Source organism: Tritonibacter litoralis (assembly GCF_009496005.1).
In the GTDB taxonomy this organism is placed as follows: Bacteria; Pseudomonadota; Alphaproteobacteria; order Rhodobacterales; family Rhodobacteraceae; genus Epibacterium; species Epibacterium litoralis.
Genome location: NZ_WIBF01000007.1, coordinates 192,928 through 213,967 on the forward strand (window position 1 = coordinate 192,928; position 21,040 = coordinate 213,967).

Sequence of the window (21,040 nt, forward strand, 5' to 3'; positions counted from 1 at the left end):
GCGGGTAAAACGCGGGTTGTGTTGAATGCGTGCTCACAGGCGACCTCCCTTTGACATCAATTGGTGACAGCATAGGCGTCGGTGAAGCCCGTGTCGCGAACTTGTTTCAACAATTGCGTGCGTTCTGATTTGGTCTGGGCCGGGCCCACCAGGACGCGCCAAAACGGCTTGCCATTTGTCGATTGTGCCAAAATGCTTGGGATCATACCCGCGTTGCGCATCATATCAGCCGTGCGCTTGGCATTGGCCTCGATGCTGAAAATCCCGATTTGCAGGAACGGCTTTTCCAGCGAGGAGGTGACCGTTGGCTTTGGCGGCGTATAGGGAGCAGGCGCGTTTGTTGGGGCCGAGGTCGCGGTGGCTTCTGCGGGAGCGCTGGCGTCAATGGCGGCAGCCGCACCTGCAATCGGATCCAGCGACGCGGTTTCCACAGGCTCAGGCGTCAAAGCCTCCAGTGCAGGTTCCGCGTTTGGCTGAGCGGGCGTTACGGTCTCTTTGCGCAGAGCGGTGACATTTACTTCAACCGGTGCGCCGGGCAACATGCCCAAGGCGTCCGCTGCATCTGACGAAACCTGAACCCGCGGGCCAGGGATTTCCCGCTCACGCCGGAACAGAGCGCCGATCACAAAGCGGCCATTGCTGTTGTTGCGGATAATTACACGCTCTGGGTCGCGTGCGTCCGGATGTGCCACCCAAACACCGCCCAGCGACGGCCGTCCGTCCCAAAGCCCAGATTCGGTTACTTGAAATACGTCCGGAGCTTCGACATCGCGTTCCACCAACTCGGTACTGGTCGCTGTGTTGGCGGCCTCTGTCCCCTCTGGCTGCTCCTTGCGCTTGAAAAACGCGCCGAAACGTTCCCCAAAAGTCGCTTGGGTTTGCGGGGTGTCAGCGTTGGCTTCTGTCAACGGCAGCGTGGGATCCGAACTTGGACTTGTGCCGGTGTTCTCACAGGCGGCCAAAACCGCCATCATTGCCAAAGTCGCTGCCACCTTCGGGCCGCGTGTTGTCCAAGACGGAACCTTCTGCATCCTCAATGTCCTTGCCATGTGCCATGTCTTTTCGACTGGTTTCTCTGAGACGCCAAACGACTGCATTTCGCCTGTATGCAAGGTGCTTTTGCGCACCGTTGATTGGGTCCCGATTTATTTGCAATCACCATAGCCATCACAAATCCACATGGAAACCCTATGCCCATTGACTCGGCAAGAATGTGACGATCGTGAATGCGGTTTGGTGAATTTTCAAAGCATGAGATTTCCCACTTGCATCACCGAAGCGCAGCGCATAAACCCCACGCCAGACCGGGGAGGTGGCAGAGTGGTCGAATGCGGCGGTCTTGAAAACCGTTGAACGTGAGAGCGTTCCCAGGGTTCGAATCCCTGTCTCCCCGCCACTTAGCCATCTTCAGGTCAGAGCGTGTTGAGAAGTCCGCATGCGCCTTTGTATATGGTTGCACCCGGCTTTTGTTTCTTGGCACATTTTTCGCACATCGGATCAGAGCAGGCCGCCTGACGTCAGTTCTGAATGGACGGGGCGACCAACGACCGTGCACTTTGTGCAGCGACACCAATTTCAGCGATTGGAATTCAAGGCACCCGCCTGGAAATATGCTCCATTTTGGTTCCGTTTATTGTTTTCTATTTCGAGGCTCAGGCCAGCTATAATATCCTGTCTCGCGTGCGGTTCAAATGACGCATTTTGAATCGAATTTCAATTTTGTAAAAACACAAAAGCGTTGCATTCCAGTGAGGCAAAGCAGGCGGTGATTGTCGGCTTGGTGCATCCGGTGCGGAATGATCTGAAAAAGAAAGCCACCAAGGGTGTAGATAAGTCTATGATTCTATTGGGAAGTGGTTTTCTTTCGTGAATTATTTGTGACGTCCTTTGGGGTTTTGGGCTTTTTTCAATTTATGTTTTTCACGCGTAAATGTTTCGTGATTGCATTGTGACGCTGCCGCCAATTATTTTAGCAGTTTGTTACAAATTCGATATTTTTCTGTTCAAATTCGCTCGTACGCCGTGAGGGATTTTCGTGGCACACGGGAGAGAATTGTGGCTTACACGCTTGAACTACTTCATATCGCAGACCAAGAGGCCGGCAGCGCCGCCGTCGTGGATGCGCTTAATCTGTCCGCCGTTTTGAACGGCCTGCGCGCGCAGGACCTTGGCGATGACGGATTGGTTGATAATACTATTACACTGTCTTCGGGCGACGCCTTTATCCCGGGCTTGTTCTTTGACGCGTCCGCAGAAGCCTTTGGCTCGGTTGGTATTGCCGACATTCAGATCCAAAATGAATTGGGCATCGAGGCGATTGCGCTGGGCAACCACGAGTTCGACTTCGGCACCTCTGTTCTGGGCGGTTTGATCAGCGGCGACGCGGAAGGTGAGATCCTGGGCGCCGATTTTGGCGGTGCTGATTTTGCATATCTGTCGGCCAACCTGGACGTAACAACGGATGCCAATCTGGCGGATCTGTTTGTTGACGGCGGCGCAGCACCGGTTGCGAACTCCATCACCACCTCCGTTGTTCTGGAAGAAAACGGCGAGCTGATCGGTGTTGTTGGTGCAACCACTCCGACCCTGGGTTCCTTGTCTTCGCCCGGCGATGTTTCGATCCTGCCTGCTGAATTCGACGGCACCCCGACCGACGCGCAGCTGGATGCGCTGGCGGCAGAGATCCAATCCGAAGTTGACACGCTGTTGGCGGACAACCCGACCCTGAACAAAGTTGTTCTGTTGGCGCACATGCAGCGCATCGACATCGAACTGGCGCTGGCTGAGCGTCTGGAAAATGTCGACATCATCGTTGCTGGCGGTTCCAACACACGCTTGACCGACGAAAACGACCGCCTGCGTGACGGCGACACCTCCCAAGGTGAATACCCGCAGTTCGTGACCAACGCTGGTGGCACCGACACCGTTGTTGTCAACACTGACGGCAGCTACAAATACGTTGGCCGTCTGGTCATCGAATTTGACGACGAAGGCAACATCAACCGCGACAGCTATGACGCTGAAGTCTCGGGTGCTTATGCAACCGACGAACAGGGCGTTTCGGATCTGGGTGCCGAAGATCTGGCCGATGAAGAGATCGAAGAGATCGTTGATGCCATCGAAGCGCAGATTGTTGCAACTGAATCCAACGTCTTTGGTGTTTCGAACGTGTTCCTGAACGGCAACCGTTCCGGCACCGGCGAAGAGCTGGACACCGACGGTGTGCGGACCCAAGAAACCAACCTTGGTAACCTGACCGCAGATGCCAACCTGGCACTGGCTCAGACTTATGAAGGCGATGTTGTTGTTTCGATCAAAAACGGTGGCGGCATCCGCGCCAACATTGGTGAAACCATCGTGCCTGCAGGCGGTACCGAAGCTGTACGCTCAGCCAACTCTGAAGTTGTCGACAGTGAAGGCAATGTGGTGAAGCCTGAGGGCGGCATCAGCCAGAACGACATCCAGACCACCCTGGCATTCAACAACAACCTGACCCTGCTGACCCTGACCCGCGAAGAGCTGGTTGAGGTTCTGGAGCACGGTGTGAGCGCGTTGCCAAGCGTTGATGGTCAGTTCCCGCAGCTGGCGGGTATCCGTATGTCCATCGACGAAACACAAGAAGCTGGTTCGCGCATCGTGAACGCAGCGATCGTGGACGAAGAAGACGGCTCCATCATCGCACAGCTGGTTGTGAATGGTGAACTGGTCGGCGATGCAACCGAAACCTTCCGCATTGTGACCCTGGGCTTCCTGGCCGGTGGCGGTGACGACTACCCGTTCCCGCAGGGCGAGGCAGCAAACCGTGTTGATCTGGACGATCTGGACGGTGACGGCGAAGAAGACGGTCGCCTGACCGGTGCGGCAACCTTTGCCGAAGACGGCACCGAGCAAGACGCGCTGGCGGAATACCTGGCCGAGAACTTTGGCGATGTGGACAACGCATTCGACGAAGAAGATCTGGGCGCAGGTCTGGACACCCGTATCGTTCAGCTGGAACAGGGCGGCGTTGACTTCTCGGTTGAGACCGACGCGCAGGTTGTCCGCTCCACATTGCTGTTCTCGGGCGAAGGTGTTCCGAACGAGGATGACGACGAAGGTCGTTCGGAAATCGTCGACGTGGAAAATGGCCGCGCCTATGTCACCAATGGTGAAGAAGACGCAATCGACGTCTTTGACATCGAAGCCGGTGAGCTGCTTGCATCTATTGACCTGTCCGGTTTCGAGCGTTTTGACGGTGTGCAATCTGTATCCGTTAAAAACGGCGTTGTTGCAGTCGCAATCAACCGCACCGACGACAGCGGTGATGAAAACGGTCGCGGCATCGTTGCGCTGTATGACACCGATGGTGAACTGCTGAACACCGTGACGACCGGTAACCTGCCCGACGCCGTTGCCTTCTCTGAGGATGGAAACACCATCATCGTGGCCAACGAAGGTGAACCAGGTGACACCCGTGACGTTCGCGGCTCTGTGACCCTGATCGACATCTCCGAAGGTGCCGAAAACGCACAACGCGTTCAGATCGACTTCTCTGAGTTCAACGGTCGTGAAGATGAGCTGCGCGAAGCAGGCATCCGCATCTTCCCAGGCTTCAGCGCATCGCGCGATCTTGAGCCTGAGTTTGCGGCCTTCTCTGAAGATGGCGCGACGGCTTATGTTTCTCTGCAAGAGAACAACGCAATTGCGGTTATCGACGTTGAAAGCGGTTCGATCACACGCCTGTTCTCCACCGGTGTTCAGGATCTGTCGGTTGTTGCAACGGACGTGAATGATGACGATGAGGTTTACGACCCGCAGACATTTGACAACCTGGTCAGCCTGCGTCAGCCCGACACCATCGCAGCCTTCTCCTCCAATGGCACCAACTACATCGTGACGGCCAACGAAGGTGATACACGCGACGAAGATGAGCGTGTTGAAGACTTCATCGCAGGCGACGTGTCCTTTGACATTGACGGTGACGGTGTTGAAGAGACCGTGACCATCGACGAAAGCGTTGACACCACCGGCCTTGAGCGTCTGCAGATTTCTGCAATTGACGGCGACACCGATGGTGACGGCGATATCGATGTGCTGCACGCCTTTGGTGGTCGCTCCTTCTCGATCTTCGATGAAGAAGGCAACCTGGTGTTTGACAGCGGTGCGGATTTTGCCCGTATCATTGCAGCAGTCAGCCCGAACGGCTTCCCAGATGGTCGCTCTGACAACCGCGGCAGTGAACCCGAAGCGCTGGCCGTAGGTCAGCACGAAGGACGCACCTATGTGTTTGTGGGTCTGGAGCGCGACAGCGGCATTGTGGTTTACGATGCAACGGATCCGGCGAACGCTCTGTTTGTTGACTACATCGAACCCAGCGACGTTGCGATCAGCCCAGAAGGCATTTCCTTTGTGTCTGCAGAAGACAGCAGCACAGGTCTGCCGCAGCTGGTTGTTGCCTACGAAGTCAGCGGCACCACAATTGCTTATGACCTGACACTGGGTCTGGAGCAGCTGGTCGAAGGGACGTCTGCGGGTGAAACCCTGGAAGGCACCATCGCTGATGACCTGATCAACGGTCTGGGTGGTTCCGACCGCCTGCTGGGTCTGGACGGTGAAGACGAGATCAACGGCGGCGTTGGCAACGACACTGTGAACGGTGCGCGTAACGACGACCTGTTGAACGGCAACACCGGTGACGACTTTGTTCGCGGTGGCGCGGGTCGTGACAGCGTCAACGGCGGCAACGGCGACGACATGGTACGTGGCGGCAACGGGCGTGACATCGCGCGCGGCGGCAACGGCGATGACACCGTCCAAGGTGGCAACGGCGCAGACCAAGTTCTGGGTGGTCGCGGCGACGACGAAGTGCTCGGCGAAGCTGGCAACGACACGGTCCAAGGTGGCGCAGGCAACGACCAAGTTCTGGGTGGTGCCGGTGACGATGACCTGTTCGGCGGTCGCGACAATGACACGCTGGACGGCGGCAGCGGCGACGACCTGCTGGTCGACGGTCGCGGTGTTGACGTCCTGACAGGCGGCACAGGTGCTGACACCTTTGAATTTGTGGCCGATGGCGTCACAGATACAGTCACTGACTTTGATGTCGACCAGGACCTTCTGGATGTGTCTGCATGGGGTGTTGAAAGCTTTGACGCGCTTGAGGTTGTCTTCGACAGCGCCTCTCAGGTCACCGTTGGCTTTGAGGACGAAACCCTCGTGGTCGAGGGCAACAATCTGCGCCTCAGCACCTTCACCGAAGATGACTTCATCTTTGCATAAATACAGCAATGGGCCGGTGCCTTGCGCCGGCCTTTAGAAGCAATTCTGAAACGCCCGCCACCCACGGCGGGCGTTTTTTTGGGGCGGCTTATTTTTTAATGTTGCCCGGTGCGACGCCAAAGGAATTGTAAAAGGCTGTAAACTGCGGTGTGACCAGATCACCGCGTTTCAAATTGGCTGTTGAAAACGGAAACCAGGGCCCCGCGCGTGAGCCGGTGGTGGACCACATCTCGCCCGCATTATCGACACGGAACCGGGCGCAGGTCAGAACCTTGCTGCTTTGGGCGCTGAAGTCCTGCCGCCACATCCAGTTCGCGTCATAGCACATTTTGCTGTTTGTGGTGACAAACCAGCGTCCTTCGCCAATGCTCTGCTCTGCGGCGTTGACGGCGCGAAACGTTCCGTCCGGCGCAAAATAGGCAAATGAGCCCGCGCCCCAATCTGCACTGCGCCCGGCAAACATCCGATACAGGGATGTCGGTTCCGGCGCGGCTGAGTTCATTGGTATCGGAGAGCCAAAATAGGTCCTTGGCGCGGGTTCAGCTGTCGGTGCAACCGCAGTCAGGCAAAGGGCTGAGACAGCACCGCTTAGAATAGTGAGAATACGCATTAACACGCCTCCAAACATCGCCTGTATTTGACAAAAAGGTATTGGCCGATGGGGGTTCCCAAATGCGCGATCTGCTCCGTCGCGCACGGCCTTGCCGGAAAATTGGGATTGCGTCCCATTTTTTCACGTTGATATATTTAGAATGCTGACACAGTTTTTAATTTCTTTCAAGAATAACCGTGTGGTGTGTAATGGAATTCTTGACGATTAGTGCGGATCCTGTTGCGGTCAATAGCGGGTTTATTTCTGCAGACCGGCAATACGTGCACGTCGATCCCTTAATGTGTCGAAAAAGGAAACGCCGAGTTGGGTTAAGGACAGGTCGTCGTTTAATAAGTTGATCTCTGGAATTGTCCCGCGCCATGGGTAAGGGTTTGCAGCAAACCATGCGTGGCGCTCAACAAAGGGGAGTTGATCCATCATCGCAATTGCATCACGCGCAAATCGCGCGTTTTCTTGGTAAGACACGCGTGTCGGCTGTCGCCAGTCGATAAAGGCAAATTCAGTCACCCAAATCGGGCGTTTGTATTCGCGGTGCACAGCCTTAAGCCAGCGGCGGAAGGTTTCGACGTTGCCATCTGTTGAATAGTAGTGGACCGCCATAAAATCGACACGCAGCCCCTGTGTTTCTACAGCATCCATAAACCGACGTTGCCAGGACCCCGCGCCCAGGGTGCCCCCCATTGTGGTGGCGGGGCTCGACAACCGCAGGCCGCGGGCTTCCAGTTTGGGCCACAGGCGAACAGCCTCTGCCACTGACAGCGTGGATTGATGCGGGCCGCTGTGACCGTCCGGCTCGTTGAACGCCAATAAAGCGCGGGGTTTGTGGCGGCTTTTGATTTTGTCGCTGATGTTCTTGGCGCTGTGGATCATCGGCACAAATTCGACCGTGCGCCGATGCCGCCCTTGATGCCAAAGGTGATCAGAGCGCCAGTTGTAGTACCATTGCAAATCCGGCTGGGACTCGACCCAACGCAGAATTTTAAACTTTGGATCCTCCCACAGACCCAGCCCGGTTTGCTGCGCAAACGCAGGAAGGGTCAAACAGAACAAGAAGAGTAGAGTGCAGAGCTGGGCCACGCAAATGTGGCGTGCAAACCGGAAAGCCATTGGCGCAAATGCGCGTGGATCAATTGGCGTAGCAGCGCGAGGGCTGGCCAAAACCGGCCGGCGAGCAGATGTAGCTGCCACCACCAACCGAAGAGACCCGACGGGTTGTGGTTTTGCGTTTATCGCTGCCGCGGCTCAAAAGGTTCAACGCCACCTTTCCCCGAACGGTTGCACCGCCTGCAAAGGAGGGCGACGCAGGTGCAACCCACATCAGGCTTGCCACAAGGGCTGCTGAGAGAATGGATTTTGTGGCCATTGCTGAAACGGCCGCGCGGGCGCGGGTGGATTTTGCCATGTTGAAACTGCCTCTGCGTTTTGCCCGATTGGGTCGGGCTTTTGTTACTGCTGCTGCCTTCTGGTGGCCGCATCCTAGCAAACAAGGGGATTTTCGACAAAGACAGGATAGAGAATGAAGCCTAATGTTGCCTTAAAGAGGCGTTCGCACAGATACGCCCGGCGCATGCGCATCGGGCGTTTGGCGGAAATTATGGCTCTAAGGATCTGGCTGAAAAGTTAAAAATAAGCGTTCTGCAGCAACGCAGGCTGCCACATTAGCGGCGGCAAAAAACCGCCGCTAATGTCTTTTTACTCGCCCAATTCAGCTTGTTTCGCGCCCAGATCATTGTTGGGGAACCGCCAATCGGGCAGGCCAAAGTCATCCGGCCAAGGGTAGACTTCCTTTTGGTTAAAGTAGATCACGGCTTGCAAAGCAGGGAAATCCGCAATGTCTTGGCGCACGTCTGCGTTCCATTTTTCGACATAGCTGCTGTCTCCGACATAGCCGAGTTCTGCGACGACGATGGGTAGGTTAAACTCCAGCGCACGCTCATACCGAGGGGCAAGGATTTCGCTGAAGCTTTGCTCAGCACCCAGGATCTGTTGCTCCCAGGGTTGCAAGCCAAAGACCGACAACCCGATCACATCGACGTAGTCCTCGCCGGGGAAATACTCTTGCAAGTTTTCATATCCCAACGGCGACCACATGTAGTCAAACGCGTCTGAGCTTTCTCGGCACAGATCAACAACCCGCTGAAACGCGTCAACATAGGTCTCGGGCTCCCATTGTGCCCAGATAAACTGGCCGGATTGGTCTTCCATCTCTTGCGCCCAGCGGATCGTCACGGGGCTGTCGAATTCGGCCAGCGTGTCACAGATGGCGCGGACGTTTCCGTCATATTCGCCGCTGAAAATCCCTTCGGTTAAAACTGCCGCAGTATTGCGTTCGCTGCGAGTCCAGGTCCAGGGTTCGATGGTGACCAGGATCGCTCGGTTGCGGTCTTTGGCGTATTCATCGGCCTGTAGAAGGGAGGGAAGGAAAACGTCTTCCCATGGTAAAAACAGATGTTCGATTTGCACATCCGGATCGTCCGAGAAGCTGCCACCGGGGTCATAAACCCCAAAGGGGAGCTGGCCTGGTGGTGCCGCCGACGCTGGGGATGCCAACAGGGCGAACGATATGAGCAAGGCGGCAAGCCAATCTCTGTTTAAGTCACTGCAATCAGTCTGAGCCATGTCTCTCCTCCCGATGGCTGGAATTGCCCGCGCGGTTGAGGCCCGGATCAAATCTCAAGATGACGGTTCCCGGTCCACCCATCCCGGCGCCAGCAACCGCATATTCTTCTGTAATCAGTCGATAGGGTTCTATTCCCTGCGAAAGCGCATAAAGCCCTTCGGTCCCTCGTTCCTTGGCAGCCAAAACTGTTGTCGCCACCAATGCGGGGGCAATTGCGATTTTTGCGACGTCAAAAACCGAAATACGCTTCGTGAAAAATTCGGTATCTTTGTAGTGATGAAAAACGATCACGCCTACAATCGATGTGAAGAGTATACCATTAATTGTTGCAAAAAGATAGAAGCCTTGCGCGTTTTCAACGTCGCGAATGAAGATAACGGGTAAAAGGCTGATTGCTGCAAAAGCCGCATAGGGGGTGATGATGCGTATTGGCAATTGAGCTTTCGCGGCTTCACCTTTTGGGGTGATGCGAAAATCAACGAAGTCACCGGCGAAACGATCGCGCACGGCCATTACGCATCCCCAAATCGCCCAGGGCCATTGTAGCGAGAGAAACAGCGCTTTTTCCCAAGCGATGACTTTTCCATCTGAGGGCCGTAAATGACCATCCGCTTTGATGTAATAGGCGATGGCAGTCAGCATTATGATCTGCGGGGTGATATGAGCCAAAAAGGCCGGAAAGGTGACATTGGCATAACGGATGTCCAGGACCAAAGCGGCCACAGGCAATAGGAAGAACAAGGTCATGAAGGCGGCAAACAGCGGATAGAACAGCTGGCAGAATAGGAACAGGAATTTGAGCCGGGGCGAAAGGGCGCGCAGATAACGTGGAGTATGCTGCAAGAGCAGGGTCACCAGGCTGCGGGACCACTGAAACTCCTGTGTGCAGAGATCCGCTATGTTGGCAGGGCCATCACCATAAGCGATGGCATCAAACGCATGCACACCACGCCACCCGCCCGCGTTCATCAGCATCGTGGTGGAATGATCTTCGGCCAGATCAGGGCCAAGCCCGCCGATCTCTTTCAGCGCGGTGGTGCGCACGGCGTAATGAGACCCGATGCACATGGGTGACAGCGAGGCCGTGTAGCCTGCCTGAAAGACACCGTGAAACACGGCCTCTGTGAACAAACGGGTGCGTGCGGCCCAGCTTTGATTTGCGTTGGCCGCACAGATACTGGGGGCCGAGACATAGCCAACCCGTGGATCAGCAAACCCGCGCAGAACTTCTGCCAGATAGGTTGGCGTTGGAACATGGTCTGCGTCCAGTTGTGACACAAAATCATAGGCTTCATAGCCGTAGGTGTCATAGAAATAGGCAAGGTTGCCCTCTTTGCAGCGGGTGCGGCGAGGCCAGGTTTTCTGGTGATAGGCTGCGAGACCTTGGCGGGAGGAGATGCGAACACCATGTGCGTCACACCACGCGCGCGTCTCTGCATCAGGGGCTTCATCCGCCAGCCAGGTGTCATGCGGGTAGGTTTGGGCCAGCATTGCCTTGAGGGTTGGGATCAGAACCGACAGAGGCTCGGACGGGGTTTTCGTCACAATCATGGCAACGCGCACGCTGCCGGGTGCGGGCGGTCCAAAGGCCGGGACTTTGGCCTGGCGAAACACCAGCACAAAAAACAGCTGCAGATAAAATAACCAAGCCAGCGCAAGGGTCGCGACCCAGAACTGAACCCCGGTTGCCCAATGCGCGGGGCGGAGCCACCATTGCCAGAAAAACACAGCACAGGCTGCCCACAACAGGATCAGGATCAAATTGCGCTTTTGTTGCCGGCGCGTCCACAGCGCGCGCAAGTACCGGTGTCGGTCGTCTCCCATCAGATTGCGTAGCTGTTGTCTGGTCTCAGGAGGCATGTTTCACCTCCAACCCAAAGCTTGGCGCGGCGTGGCGCAGGATGGTGTGAAGGTCGGAATGTTCTGGGCGAAAACCCAGCGAGTTGCGGGCGAGGGATACATCAGCCACCAATTCCGGCGGGTCACCAGCGCGACGCTCTGCTGGCATCCAAGGTGGGCGCACCCCTGTTACGGCCTCGATCCCATCCAGAATTTCCAGAATGGACAGGCCCGTTCCAGTTCCAAGGTTGGCAATAAGATCCTCACGCCCGCTGAGCAGCCATTCCAATGCCATGACATGGGCACGTGCCAGATCGGCCACGTGGATATAGTCACGGATGCACGTGCCATCTGGAGTGTCGTAATCGGTTCCAAAGACCTTGAGCGCAGGGCGCAATCCAGCTGCGGCCAACAAGGCCAGCGGGATCAGATGCGTTTCCGGCGTGTGCCGTTCACTCAGTTCACCACCAGGGTCCGCGCCGCAGGCGTTGAAATAGCGCAACATGGCAAAATGCAATTGCCCGGTCGCTGCCGTGTCGCGGATCATCTGTTCACAGATCAGCTTGGTCCGCCCATAGGGGTTGATTGGCGCTTGCGGCGTTTGTTCCTGAATTGGCAGTTGTTCAGGGATCCCATATGTGGCGCAGCTGGATGAGAAAATGATCTGGCGCAGCCCCGTCAACCGCATGGCTGCCAACAGCGACATGGTGCCGCCGACGTTGTTCTCATAGTAGTAACCGGGCCGTTCCACAGACTCGCCGACATAAGCGGCGGCTGCAAAATGGATCACAACCTTGGCTTGGTGTCGCTGAATGATTTCCGCAAGCTTCGCCGTCTCGCGCAGATCACACAGCTCAAATGGTCCCCACCTGACCGCATCACGGTGGCCTGTGCACAGGTTGTCGATGGTCACTGGCACAAACCCCGCACGTGCAAGGGCCTTGCAGGTGTGGCTGCCAATGAACCCCGCGCCTCCGGTCACTATGATCGGCGGTTTTGTCATTACTGCACCATCTGCGGAGCAAGATTGATCGCATGCGCGGGATGCGCGATGGGCTTCCGCGCGCAGGCGATTTCCGCTTTGAAGTAGGGGATGGTTGTGTCCAGCCCCTGACGCAACGACACTTTGGGAGACCAGCCAAGTGTGGACTGGGCAACTGAAATATCGGGGCGACGTCGGCGGGGGTCATCTTGGGGCAGGGCCCGGAAGGAGAGGTCCGATTTGGATCCTGTCTGGGCCAGCACAAGCCCCGCCAATTCTGCAACCGTGAATTCGTCCGGATTGCCAATGTTGACCGGATCGCCCGGGTCTGCATCACAGTGCATCAAGGCCATAAGCCCTTCCACCATGTCCTCAAGGAAGCAAAAGGACCGTGTTTGTGATCCATCTCCATAAACGGTGATGGGTTTGTTCTGCAGCGCCTGGGTAATGAAATTTGATACAACCCGGCCATCTTTGGGATCCATACCAGGACCATAGGCATTAAAGATCCGCGCAATGCGGATATCAGCGCCGTGAAAGTCGCGGTAATCATGGAAAATGGTTTCGGCCGCGCGTTTCCCCTCATCATAACAGGAGCGCGGCCCAACTGTATTTACGTTGCCATGATAGCTTTCCCGTTGCGGGGAAATGTCCGGATCCCCATAGATCTCGCTGGTCGAGGCCTGAAGAATGCGTGCGTCATGTTCCAGGGCCAGATCCAAGAGGTTCAGCGCACCCTGCACATTGGTTTTCATCGTGTGGATTGGGTTTGCCTGGTACTTTGGGGGCGAAGCAGGGCAGGCCATATTGTAAATCAGAGATACCTGTTTGGGGATCTGGACTGGCTGGGTAACGTCATGCTTTAAAAAGGAAAACCTTGGATGGTTTAAAAGGGGAGAGATGTTTCCCAAACGCCCCGTCGAAAGGTTGTCCAAGCAAATCACTTGGCTGCCCTGATCAATGTACTTCTTACACAGGCGCGACCCCAAAAAACCTGCGCCACCCGTGATTAACACAGAATGCTGATTGTCTAAGATCCGCTCCATGTCGAAGGTCTCGACCGGATCAGTCTCTGCAACAACATCGTTTAAATAGTTCACAACACTTGCTCCTCGTACCGAGGGCGTGGATGCTCATGCGCTACTCGAAATGGCCGATATTCTATGCGCTTTCTGCACTATGTCTGGCCGCATGGGAGAATGGCTTCCCTCTTATTTGCGTCTCGCCCAGTTGCTGTAGGTCTGAAAAACAAAATCAGATATTCAAAGTTCATAATAATGACATACTCACGTCAATGATTTGCCTTGTTTTTGCCTAAATTTTGCCACTTGACCGAGAATTTTGGAGGTCTGTTTCAATTTTTAATTGATTTTTGGGAAAGTTTGAGGGGTTGCGAAAGCAGTATTGGGTGTCGGGGCGCGAATCAATGCTTTCTGAACTCTTCAAGCAAAAAAACGCTCATTAGCCCTGCTTGCCGACACTTTTGATAGTATTTGCTCAGTATTGAAGAGGCGTACGACGTGCGTGTGCGTTGGGGGCAAAGGGGCCCGTTGCGGAGCAGCGTTATTGCGTTGCGTCGACAACTATGGCGTCACGGATCTGACGCGCTGTATCATAGGTCATGCGCGAGCGTTGCGCGCCTCTTGTGTCTGGGTCCGGGAAGTCGGACCGGAAATGTGCGCCGCGGCTTTCCTGGCGGGCAAGGGCGGCGGCTGCGATCAGGGTTGCTGTTGCACACATATTGGCAAACCCTTCGTCCGCCCCGTGGTTCTGTTCAAGGAAATCAATCATGAACAGCGCGTCTTCCAGCCCATCCTGATCGCGCACCACGCCAACACAGTCGGTCATCGTTTTGCGCAGGGCATCAATGGCTTCGACCGGCGCTTCTGCACCACCGGGTTCAAAGCGCAACTCGACGGTGTCTGTTTGCGCCTCGCCTTCAAGGCAGGCATCAATGTCCAGCGCACAGGCGCGGGCAAAGACCAAAGCTTCCAGCAAACCATTGGATGCCAACCGATTTGCACCGTGAAGCCCGGTTGACGCGGCCTCTCCGCAGACCCAAAGGCCAGGCAGGGAGCACCGTCCGCTTAGGTCAGTTGCGACGCCACCCATGTGGTAATGCGCAGCGGCAGCCACGGGAATTGGGGCCTGAACAGGATCAATACCATGGCGCGCGCAGGCCTGGGCGACAGATGGGAACAGTTCATTGACTGTCGCACCCAATGCGTCCCTTGTGTCTAGCATGGGCTGAAGCCCGGCCTGAGATTGTTTGTAGATCTCACGCGCCACAATATCCCGTGGGGCCAGTTCCGCATCCGGATGGGCCGCCAGCATAAACCGCTCACCCTTGTTATTGACCAGAATGGCACCTTCGCCCCGCAGGGCTTCGGTGGCCAAAGGGGCCGGGTCTTCGTCCACATCAATGGCGGTGGGGTGAAATTGAACAAATTCAGCGTCCGCAATCACAGCGCCTGCGCGGGCCGCCATGCCGATCACCTGGCCACGAATGCGGGCCGGATTTGTGGTCCGTGCATACAGCCCGCCGGAACCGCCTCCGGCCAGCAAATGCGCCGCGCCGCGTAACAAAACAGGCGCGGATCCTCCGGGTTCAGAGGACATAAGTGTCACCCCGCTGACCATCCCTTCGGTCACCTCCAGGGAAATGGCTTGGACCCCTTCCAGCACCTGAATACTGGGGGTGGCTTCCACTTCGGCGATGAGGGCGCGCATGATCTCAGCGCCGGCCTGATCTCCCAACACGCGCACAACGCGCGCGGCACTGTGGGCCGCCTCACGTGACAGCACATAGCCGCCGTCCTTGGTGCGATCAAAGGCGGTGCCAATCTCGGTCAGGTCCAGAATGTGATTCCGCGCGGCCTTGGTCACAAAATCCGCAACCTCGGGAACCACGGTGCCCGCGCCCGCGCTTTGCGTGTCCTGCGCATGGGCCTCGGGGCTGTCGGCCTGATCCATTGCTGCGGCAACCCCGCCTTGTGCCCAGGCAGAGCTGGCCCCAAATCCCAATTCATCCGGGGAAATCATGACAACCGGGCGCGGTGCCAATTTCAAAGCAGCATAAAGGGCGGCAAGCCCGGCGCCGACAATCACAACGCGATCGGTGTGGATCACTTCCATTCTGTGGCTTAGATCCCCAGCTCACGCGAGAGATCGATCATCCGCTGAACGGCCAGTCGCGCTTTCTCAGCAACCGTTGGATCCACTTCGATCTGACCGGTCATCGTGTCCAAGGCATAAAGAACCTTCTCGAGCGTGATCTTCTTCATGTAGGGGCACATATTACAGGGCCCGACAAAGTCCACCTCGGGCAGGGCATCAGAAATGTTTGAGGCCATGGAGCATTCGGTGATCAACATTGCCTTCTCAGGCTTTTCATCGGTCACATATTTGATGATGCCGCTGGTTGACCCTGAAAAATCCGCCTCGTTCACAACATCTGGCGGGCACTCCGGGTGGGCGATCAGACGTGTGCCAGGGTTCCATTCGCGGAACTCGCGCAGATCTTTGGCGGTATACTGCTCGTGCACGATGCACGACCCTTCCCACCAGACCACATTCTTGTGGGGCACATCGCGGGCGACATTTTGCGCCAGATACTGATCCGGCGTCATGATAACAGTGTCGCTTTCCATTGCGCCCACAATCTGCGCCGCATTTGACGAGGTGCAGCATATGTCGGATGCGGCCTTAACCTCAGCCGTTGTGTTTACATAGGTCACAACGGGCGCACCGGGATAGCGGCGGCGCATTTCTGCGATGCCGTCTGCCGTGACAGATTCCGCGAGGCTGCAGCCTGCGTCCATATCGGGCATCAGAACGGTTTTTTCGGGGCTCAGGATTTTAGACGTCTCAGCCATAAAGTGGACGCCGCACTGCACGATCACATCCGCTTCGACCTCAGTTGCCTTGATCGCCAGCTGAAGGCTGTCGCCGCCAAAGTCGGAAATCCCATGGTAAATCTCGGGCGTCATATAGTTATGCCCCAAGATCACCGCATTGCGTTCAGCCTTCAGGTCGTTGATGGCCTTGACGTAGGGTGCATAAATCGCCCAGTCCGCCGGTGTGATCACACGGGACATTTTGGCGTAAATATCGCCTATCTCCTCCGCCAGTTCAGGCGAGGGAGCCAGGTCGTATTTCTCGGAAAGTTCAGCGCGCATGGCGGGAAGGTCGAACACTTGTCTATATGCTCTGCCAGTTAAAGATGCCCTGTTGATAAGCTGATTGTCATCAAATTGCCATGATCCAGATTGGAATTTTTTTCCATTCCTTGCCGTCTTGGCGAAATTTTTTCTGATCCGAGGGCTGTTTTTTGATGGTATGGGGACTTTAGGCTCATGCTCTATGGGCCGACAGGGCGTCAATCAGGGCAAGGGTTTAAATTTAGCAGCTGTTGGACTGACACGATTCGTAAAATTGGCGAGATGTGATCACAGGTTGGACTGGGACGCACACTGTCGAATCAGTGGACAGGTCTCTCACCGCCGCTACAGTTGACGAAGTTAATAGGTTGCCAATTTTGTTCACCTGAGTGGATGATTGTGGGAGGGGTTTTATGAGTGGCTTTAAGGTCGAAGGCCTAGAGATCAAAAAGCAGTTGAAGATTGCAAAGAAGCAGCCGATCTCTTTTTCGTACAATCCAGGCAAAGGGGGGGATGACCAGTATTTTGGTCTGGATCGCCGTAAACCTCCCAAAGTTCTGGGCCAAGAAGCCAAGAAAGAGGGCGATGGCGCGAAGTTTGCTTTTGGCACCTGCACGCTGGAGGGCAAAGTCCTCACGCTCACTTGCGAAAAGCTGGTTCCCGCGCTCGCCAAAACGCTCAAGAAATACCTACGCAAACAAAAGGTACCACTGAACGTCCAGATCCTGGACCCAGCAGGCAACCTTGTGGACTCTGACATATCAGATGATATTCCAGACGATCCAGAATTTGCGGATGAACAACCCGCGGCCCCCGCGACGCCGGATGAGCCGACTACAACTCAACAGGATCCCGAACCCCCGGTTGAGGCAAAAGCGCCAACCGAGCCTGAGCCCGAAGCCAAATCGGGCCCTGATCCTAAAGAGGTTGCCAAGAAGCTGGCGGCCATCAAAGGTGACATTCAAACCTTACCAGAGGCGGCCCAGAAAAAGCTGGTGCCTGCGTTTGAAAAGATTGTCGGCGCTCTTAAAGGGGGCAAGGTCGAGGTTGCGGATGCCGCGGCCACCAAGCTTGCCGCGGCAGTTGCGGATGCCAAGGCAAAAGCGCCACCACCTCCGCCCCCGCCGCCCGGCGATGATCCAAAGCCAGAGCCCGAAGTGGACGAAGAGGCGTTGCGGGCCAAATTGAAACAGGCATTTGCGGCACTGCAGAATGATTACAACGCCTTTATGGTGCGCGGTGACAAATCGCTGACAGCAAAGGCCAAGCAACTGCATGATGGCTTTGGCGCTTCAATCGACAGCGATCTGACCAAGGCTGGGAAAATCGTTTCAACCCTCAAAAAGTTTGTTGAGGCACAGCTTGCAGCTCTGCCGCCGATCAGCCCCGCAGATCAGGCGAAACTGGCGATCGAAGCAGCCAAAGGCCAACCCGCGCCGGACAGCCGGTATGAGAAATCAAAGGGTATCGAGACCAAGTACCCCGGTGCATCGGCTGCTGCGGCAACTGCGTTGGATGGCTTTGCTGCAAAGCTGGGTGATCAAGAGGTCACGCCAGAACTTTTGGCGGCCGCAAAGGACGGGATCAAACAGGCGGAAGAACGTCTGAAGAAAGCCAAAGCGCGTCTGAAACAGGCGCAGGATATGTCAGACGGCCCAAACAAGGCCGAAGCGATCCGCCTGGCACAGATGGACGTGGACGGGATGAACGCCCGTTTGCAGGAGGCCAAGGATTTCGACAAAGCGGCACGGGGTAAGAAAGCTCTGACCGAGGCGCTGTCTTATGGACCGTTGTCGCCAAATTCGGGTCAGGGCTTCTCGGACGCTGCAGCCAAAGCCTTGATCGAAGGGTTTTCGCGCGATCCTGGCCTCACGCAGGTGGCTCTGGAGTCCGCGTCATCTGGAAAATACCCGGATGCGGTGGCGCAGGGGCTGACCAAGGTCATGGATCAGCGCGACAACCGCTTTAAAGACGACAGTGGTACGTATTTTGCAAAACCAGAAGCAGCTGAGAAATACGCCGAAGACCTGCTGAAGATGGGCGCCAATGTGGGGCCTGAATTCTTTGCCCGCATGGATGATTATATGGCGTCCGGTCGCCAATATGTGGCCAATCCGCTGGGCGACATCAGGATTAAAAGCGATACGGCCAAGGCGCAAAAACGTTCGGTTGTTCTGGGCGGCGCGTTGCTGAAGGACGGTGAGCTGGATCTTGGCAGTCAAATGGCCAAGGATGCCGTGGGCGACATGCTCTTTAACCCTTACTCGCTGCACAATCCAATGCCTGCGATGAACGAGCATGTGGTCAAAACGCTCGACTTCCTTGGGAAGCCTGAGAACGCGACCAAGGCGAATGAGATCCTGGACGACATCCCTGACACGGGCAACAAAACCAGCGGAAACCTGGTTCGGCGCGCGTTGGGCAAGAAAAAGACTGATGCCGTCGGTAAGGATGATGCACAGCAGGCTGTGATGGCCTCGATGCTGAAACCGCTGGATCAGGGTCCGGTCGGATCTTGCTTTGCCACGGCTCCAGCCCGGCGCATGCGCGAAACGCAGCCGCTGTCGGCGATGGAGTCCTACGCCTCGATTGCGGGCACAGGGAAGTACAAGCCGCCATTTGGCCCCGAGGTTTCCGCCGTCACCAACCTGCCCAAAAACGAAGACCCCCTGATGCGCAGCTGGGAATACTCGCTGGCGACATCTATGTCGCGCAAAGAGGGCAGCAGCCGGTCCGAGGCCTTTGATAAGGTAATGGATCGGGGCATGGAGGATCTTTCTGAGGAGCTGAACGATATCCTCACGGATCAGGCGTATGAGGAGGGCACCTTAACCGGGATCTTCACGTCGCTGAAGAAGACCTTTGTCGGCCTGTTCAAAACAGACAAGCTGCGTGAGGCGATTTCCGGCGCATTTGAGTTCACCTATGATCCGACGTCGAAGATCACAGATTCCAGCGATGGCAGCTCGTCGACAGGGCGCTATGTTCTGGTGCGGAAATCCAACGGGAATGAAATCCGCACCAAGGCCGATTTTGTGCGGGAAGTTGCGGATGTGGCGATCACCTTCCTCAAGCTCAAGTCGGACTCTGACGCGGCCCAGGACGTGCGCGATTATGTGAGCAGCGATGCCTTTATCGATAAGGTTACGCCGGGAACGGGCAAGAACCAGTATCTGCCGTGGCAGCAGAGTTCGGGCGGACAAACCGGCGAAGCAACCCGCGCCCTGTTTGGGGATGACCTGACGCATCAGCAGATGTCGGCAAAAGCCACCGGGGTTGTGGATATGGGCGACCGGACCGAGGATGTCTTGACCAATATGCTGGACAATTTCATCGGCTCGCCTGCGGAAATGGTCACCATCCGCACCGTAGGCATGCATGGTTTCAACGCGCTGCCAAATGATCCGTCGCTTGACAAGCTCAAGGGCAAGGACAAGGCGGAAATCGAAGCCAATGTGCAAAAGCATCTGATCGAAGCAGGCGACGCCCTGAAAGACAAGAAGATGGAAGAGGGGCGTGCGCAGTACCTCTTTGATCAGCAGATCGCGGCGCATCGTAAGGGTCTGAGCGATCCGGCCTTGATTGCCCTGTTGGATGCGGGCGCAGCAGCTCACCGGCCAACCGGGGATGACACGACGCCTGCACAGCTGAACAAGGCCGTGGAAGATGCGGTTGAGGATTACATCGACGAAAAGGCTAAGACGTACCCCGATCCGGCAAAGGCGGGTGCCTGGTTCAAAATGAAAGCGGCAGCCGACGCCAAGTCGGATATGATGAAAGACCTTGGCGCACCGGAGTTTGTGATTGCTGACACCAATTGGGGCAGCGCCGAGGATCACACGTTTTTTGTTATTGCGCCGGATCCAACAACGGGTGAGCCTCAATTGTGGAAGAAAAGAGTTCCGCCCGGAACGCTTACTCCGGCAACCGATGATTGGGCCAAGGCCGAATGGGCCGCGATTCAAAAGTAACGCGCGGAAAGAAAGGGTAATCAGATGGCTGATGAACTTCCAAATATCGATCTGGCGCTGGGCGCGGGCTCGGAATACATGGTTGTGGTGGACGACGCACAAAAGGCGTCGGATTTGGGGCAATTGCTAGCGCTGGCCCCTGGGTTGTTGGATCCCGAGGCCGCGTTGGTCTTGGCCCAGGCGGTAAACCACATTGCCCAAGGGCACGGGTTTTCTGTGATTGAAGATCCGGCGGAATTTGCCAGCGCCTACCAAGCGCAATTGGCAAAAGAAGACCCCAGCGAACCCTGGCAGGAAGGGGTGATCCGGCTGGTGGATTTTGGCGTCCCAGATTTTGAGGAAATCGCCGCACCGATCCTGACCGGAGAAACCCTGGTGTTTTTTGCCCGCGACGGGTTCACAGGTCTTCCATACCGGGTTGAGGTCGCGCTCAACCCTGCCACATCCGTTGGCGCAGACGACTACAAGGCGCTGGATCTTGAACCCTTGGGAGACGACGAAGATCCCTTTGCCGAAGAAGAGCTGTCAGACGAAGATAAGGCGTTTCTTGACAGTCTGGAAACGACAACCGACCCCGATTAGGGGCCGGTTGCATCG

13 protein-coding genes and 1 tRNA gene are annotated in these 21,040 nt (G+C 56.2%); 4 read left to right on the forward strand and 10 right to left on the reverse strand.

Going from position 1 to position 21,040, the window contains the following annotated elements; genetic code table 11:
- Positions 1-56: 56 nt before the first annotated feature.
- A complete protein-coding gene (locus GFB49_RS12790; RefSeq protein WP_246149707.1) occupies positions 57-1,031 on the reverse strand; it encodes an SPOR domain-containing protein in 975 nt (324 codons plus the stop codon).
- 275 nt (positions 1,032-1,306) lie between these two features.
- Here GFB49_RS12790 and GFB49_RS12795 point away from each other — a divergent pair.
- Positions 1,307-1,396: transfer RNA gene (locus GFB49_RS12795), tRNA-Ser, on the forward strand.
- A gap of 659 nt (positions 1,397-2,055) precedes the next feature.
- Positions 2,056-6,258 carry a choice-of-anchor I family protein gene (locus GFB49_RS12800; protein WP_214644959.1) on the forward strand — a complete coding sequence of 1,401 codons (4,203 nt, stop codon included), beginning with the start codon at positions 2,056-2,058 and terminating at the stop codon, positions 6,256-6,258.
- 88 nt (positions 6,259-6,346) lie between these two features.
- Here the strand turns inward: GFB49_RS12800 and GFB49_RS12805 are convergent, their stop codons facing one another.
- From GFB49_RS12805 to nadA, 9 genes are all read right to left on the reverse strand, one after another.
- Positions 6,347-6,868: a DUF995 domain-containing protein gene (locus GFB49_RS12805; protein WP_194269339.1), complete on the reverse strand. Its 522-nt coding sequence runs from the start codon at positions 6,866-6,868 to the stop codon at positions 6,347-6,349.
- 240 nt (positions 6,869-7,108) lie between these two features.
- The gene (locus GFB49_RS12810) at positions 7,109-7,912 is read right to left on the reverse strand and encodes a glycosyl hydrolase (RefSeq protein WP_246149708.1); all 804 of its coding nucleotides are present in this window, start codon (positions 7,910-7,912) and stop codon (positions 7,109-7,111) included.
- A gap of 85 nt (positions 7,913-7,997) precedes the next feature.
- The gene (locus tag GFB49_RS12815; protein ID WP_153216272.1) at positions 7,998-8,273 is read right to left on the reverse strand and encodes a hypothetical protein; all 276 of its coding nucleotides are present in this window, start codon (positions 8,271-8,273) and stop codon (positions 7,998-8,000) included.
- Positions 8,274-8,563: 290 nt separating this feature from the next.
- The gene (locus GFB49_RS12820) at positions 8,564-9,490 is read right to left on the reverse strand and encodes a glycoside hydrolase family 26 protein (protein ID WP_153216273.1); all 927 of its coding nucleotides are present in this window, start codon (positions 9,488-9,490) and stop codon (positions 8,564-8,566) included.
- Positions 9,477-11,351, reverse strand: coding sequence for a glycosyltransferase family 2 protein (locus tag GFB49_RS12825; protein WP_153216274.1), 1,875 nt, complete (start codon positions 11,349-11,351; stop codon positions 9,477-9,479). The genes GFB49_RS12820 and GFB49_RS12825 overlap by 14 nt, the downstream gene beginning before the upstream one ends.
- Positions 11,341-12,333, reverse strand: coding sequence for a UDP-glucose 4-epimerase GalE (galE, locus tag GFB49_RS12830; protein WP_153216275.1), 993 nt, complete (start codon positions 12,331-12,333; stop codon positions 11,341-11,343). Before galE ends, GFB49_RS12825 begins: the two co-directional genes overlap by 11 nt.
- Positions 12,333-13,358 carry a UDP-glucuronic acid decarboxylase family protein gene (locus tag GFB49_RS12835; protein WP_153216304.1) on the reverse strand — a complete coding sequence of 342 codons (1,026 nt, stop codon included), beginning with the start codon at positions 13,356-13,358 and terminating at the stop codon, positions 12,333-12,335. The genes galE and GFB49_RS12835 overlap by 1 nt, the downstream gene beginning before the upstream one ends.
- Positions 13,359-13,875: 517 nt before the next feature.
- Complete coding sequence (locus GFB49_RS12840) at positions 13,876-15,447, reverse strand: L-aspartate oxidase (RefSeq protein ID WP_153216276.1); 1,572 nt, start codon at positions 15,445-15,447, stop codon at positions 13,876-13,878.
- 8 nt (positions 15,448-15,455) lie between these two features.
- The gene (gene nadA, locus GFB49_RS12845) at positions 15,456-16,508 is read right to left on the reverse strand and encodes a quinolinate synthase NadA (RefSeq protein WP_343032567.1); all 1,053 of its coding nucleotides are present in this window, start codon (positions 16,506-16,508) and stop codon (positions 15,456-15,458) included.
- Positions 16,509-16,885: 377 nt separating this feature from the next.
- On the opposite strand from nadA, the gene GFB49_RS12850 reads away from it, so the two are divergent.
- Together GFB49_RS12850 and GFB49_RS12855 are read left to right on the forward strand one after the other, a co-directional pair.
- Positions 16,886-20,443 carry a hypothetical protein gene (locus GFB49_RS12850; protein WP_153216278.1) on the forward strand — a complete coding sequence of 1,186 codons (3,558 nt, stop codon included), beginning with the start codon at positions 16,886-16,888 and terminating at the stop codon, positions 20,441-20,443.
- A 24-nt stretch (positions 20,444-20,467) separates the two neighbouring features.
- Positions 20,468-21,025 (forward strand): hypothetical protein, encoded by a 558-nt coding sequence (locus GFB49_RS12855; protein WP_153216279.1) that lies wholly within the window; start codon positions 20,468-20,470, stop codon positions 21,023-21,025.
- Positions 21,026-21,040: the final 15 nt, after the last annotated feature.

Bases quoted from the DNA above. Each gene is read 5' to 3' on its own strand.
- galE (WP_153216275.1), bottom strand. From the start codon at position 12,333: ATGACAAAACCGCCGATCATAGTGACCGGAGGCGCGGGGTTCATTGGC.
- GFB49_RS12790 (WP_246149707.1), bottom strand. From the start codon at position 1,031: ATGCAGAAGGTTCCGTCTTGGACAACACGCGGCCCGAAGGTGGCAGCG.
- GFB49_RS12850 (WP_153216278.1), top strand. From the start codon at position 16,886: ATGAGTGGCTTTAAGGTCGAAGGCCTAGAGATCAAAAAGCAGTTGAAG.
- GFB49_RS12820 (WP_153216273.1), bottom strand. From the start codon at position 9,490: ATGGCTCAGACTGATTGCAGTGACTTAAACAGAGATTGGCTTGCCGCC.
- GFB49_RS12855 (WP_153216279.1), top strand. From the start codon at position 20,468: ATGGCTGATGAACTTCCAAATATCGATCTGGCGCTGGGCGCGGGCTCG.
- GFB49_RS12840 (WP_153216276.1), bottom strand. From the start codon at position 15,447: ATGGAAGTGATCCACACCGATCGCGTTGTGATTGTCGGCGCCGGGCTT.
- GFB49_RS12805 (WP_194269339.1), bottom strand. From the start codon at position 6,868: ATGCGTATTCTCACTATTCTAAGCGGTGCTGTCTCAGCCCTTTGCCTG.
- GFB49_RS12825 (WP_153216274.1), bottom strand. From the start codon at position 11,351: ATGCCTCCTGAGACCAGACAACAGCTACGCAATCTGATGGGAGACGAC.
- GFB49_RS12835 (WP_153216304.1), bottom strand. From the start codon at position 13,358: ATGGAGCGGATCTTAGACAATCAGCATTCTGTGTTAATCACGGGTGGC.
- GFB49_RS12815 (WP_153216272.1), bottom strand. From the start codon at position 8,273: ATGGCAAAATCCACCCGCGCCCGCGCGGCCGTTTCAGCAATGGCCACA.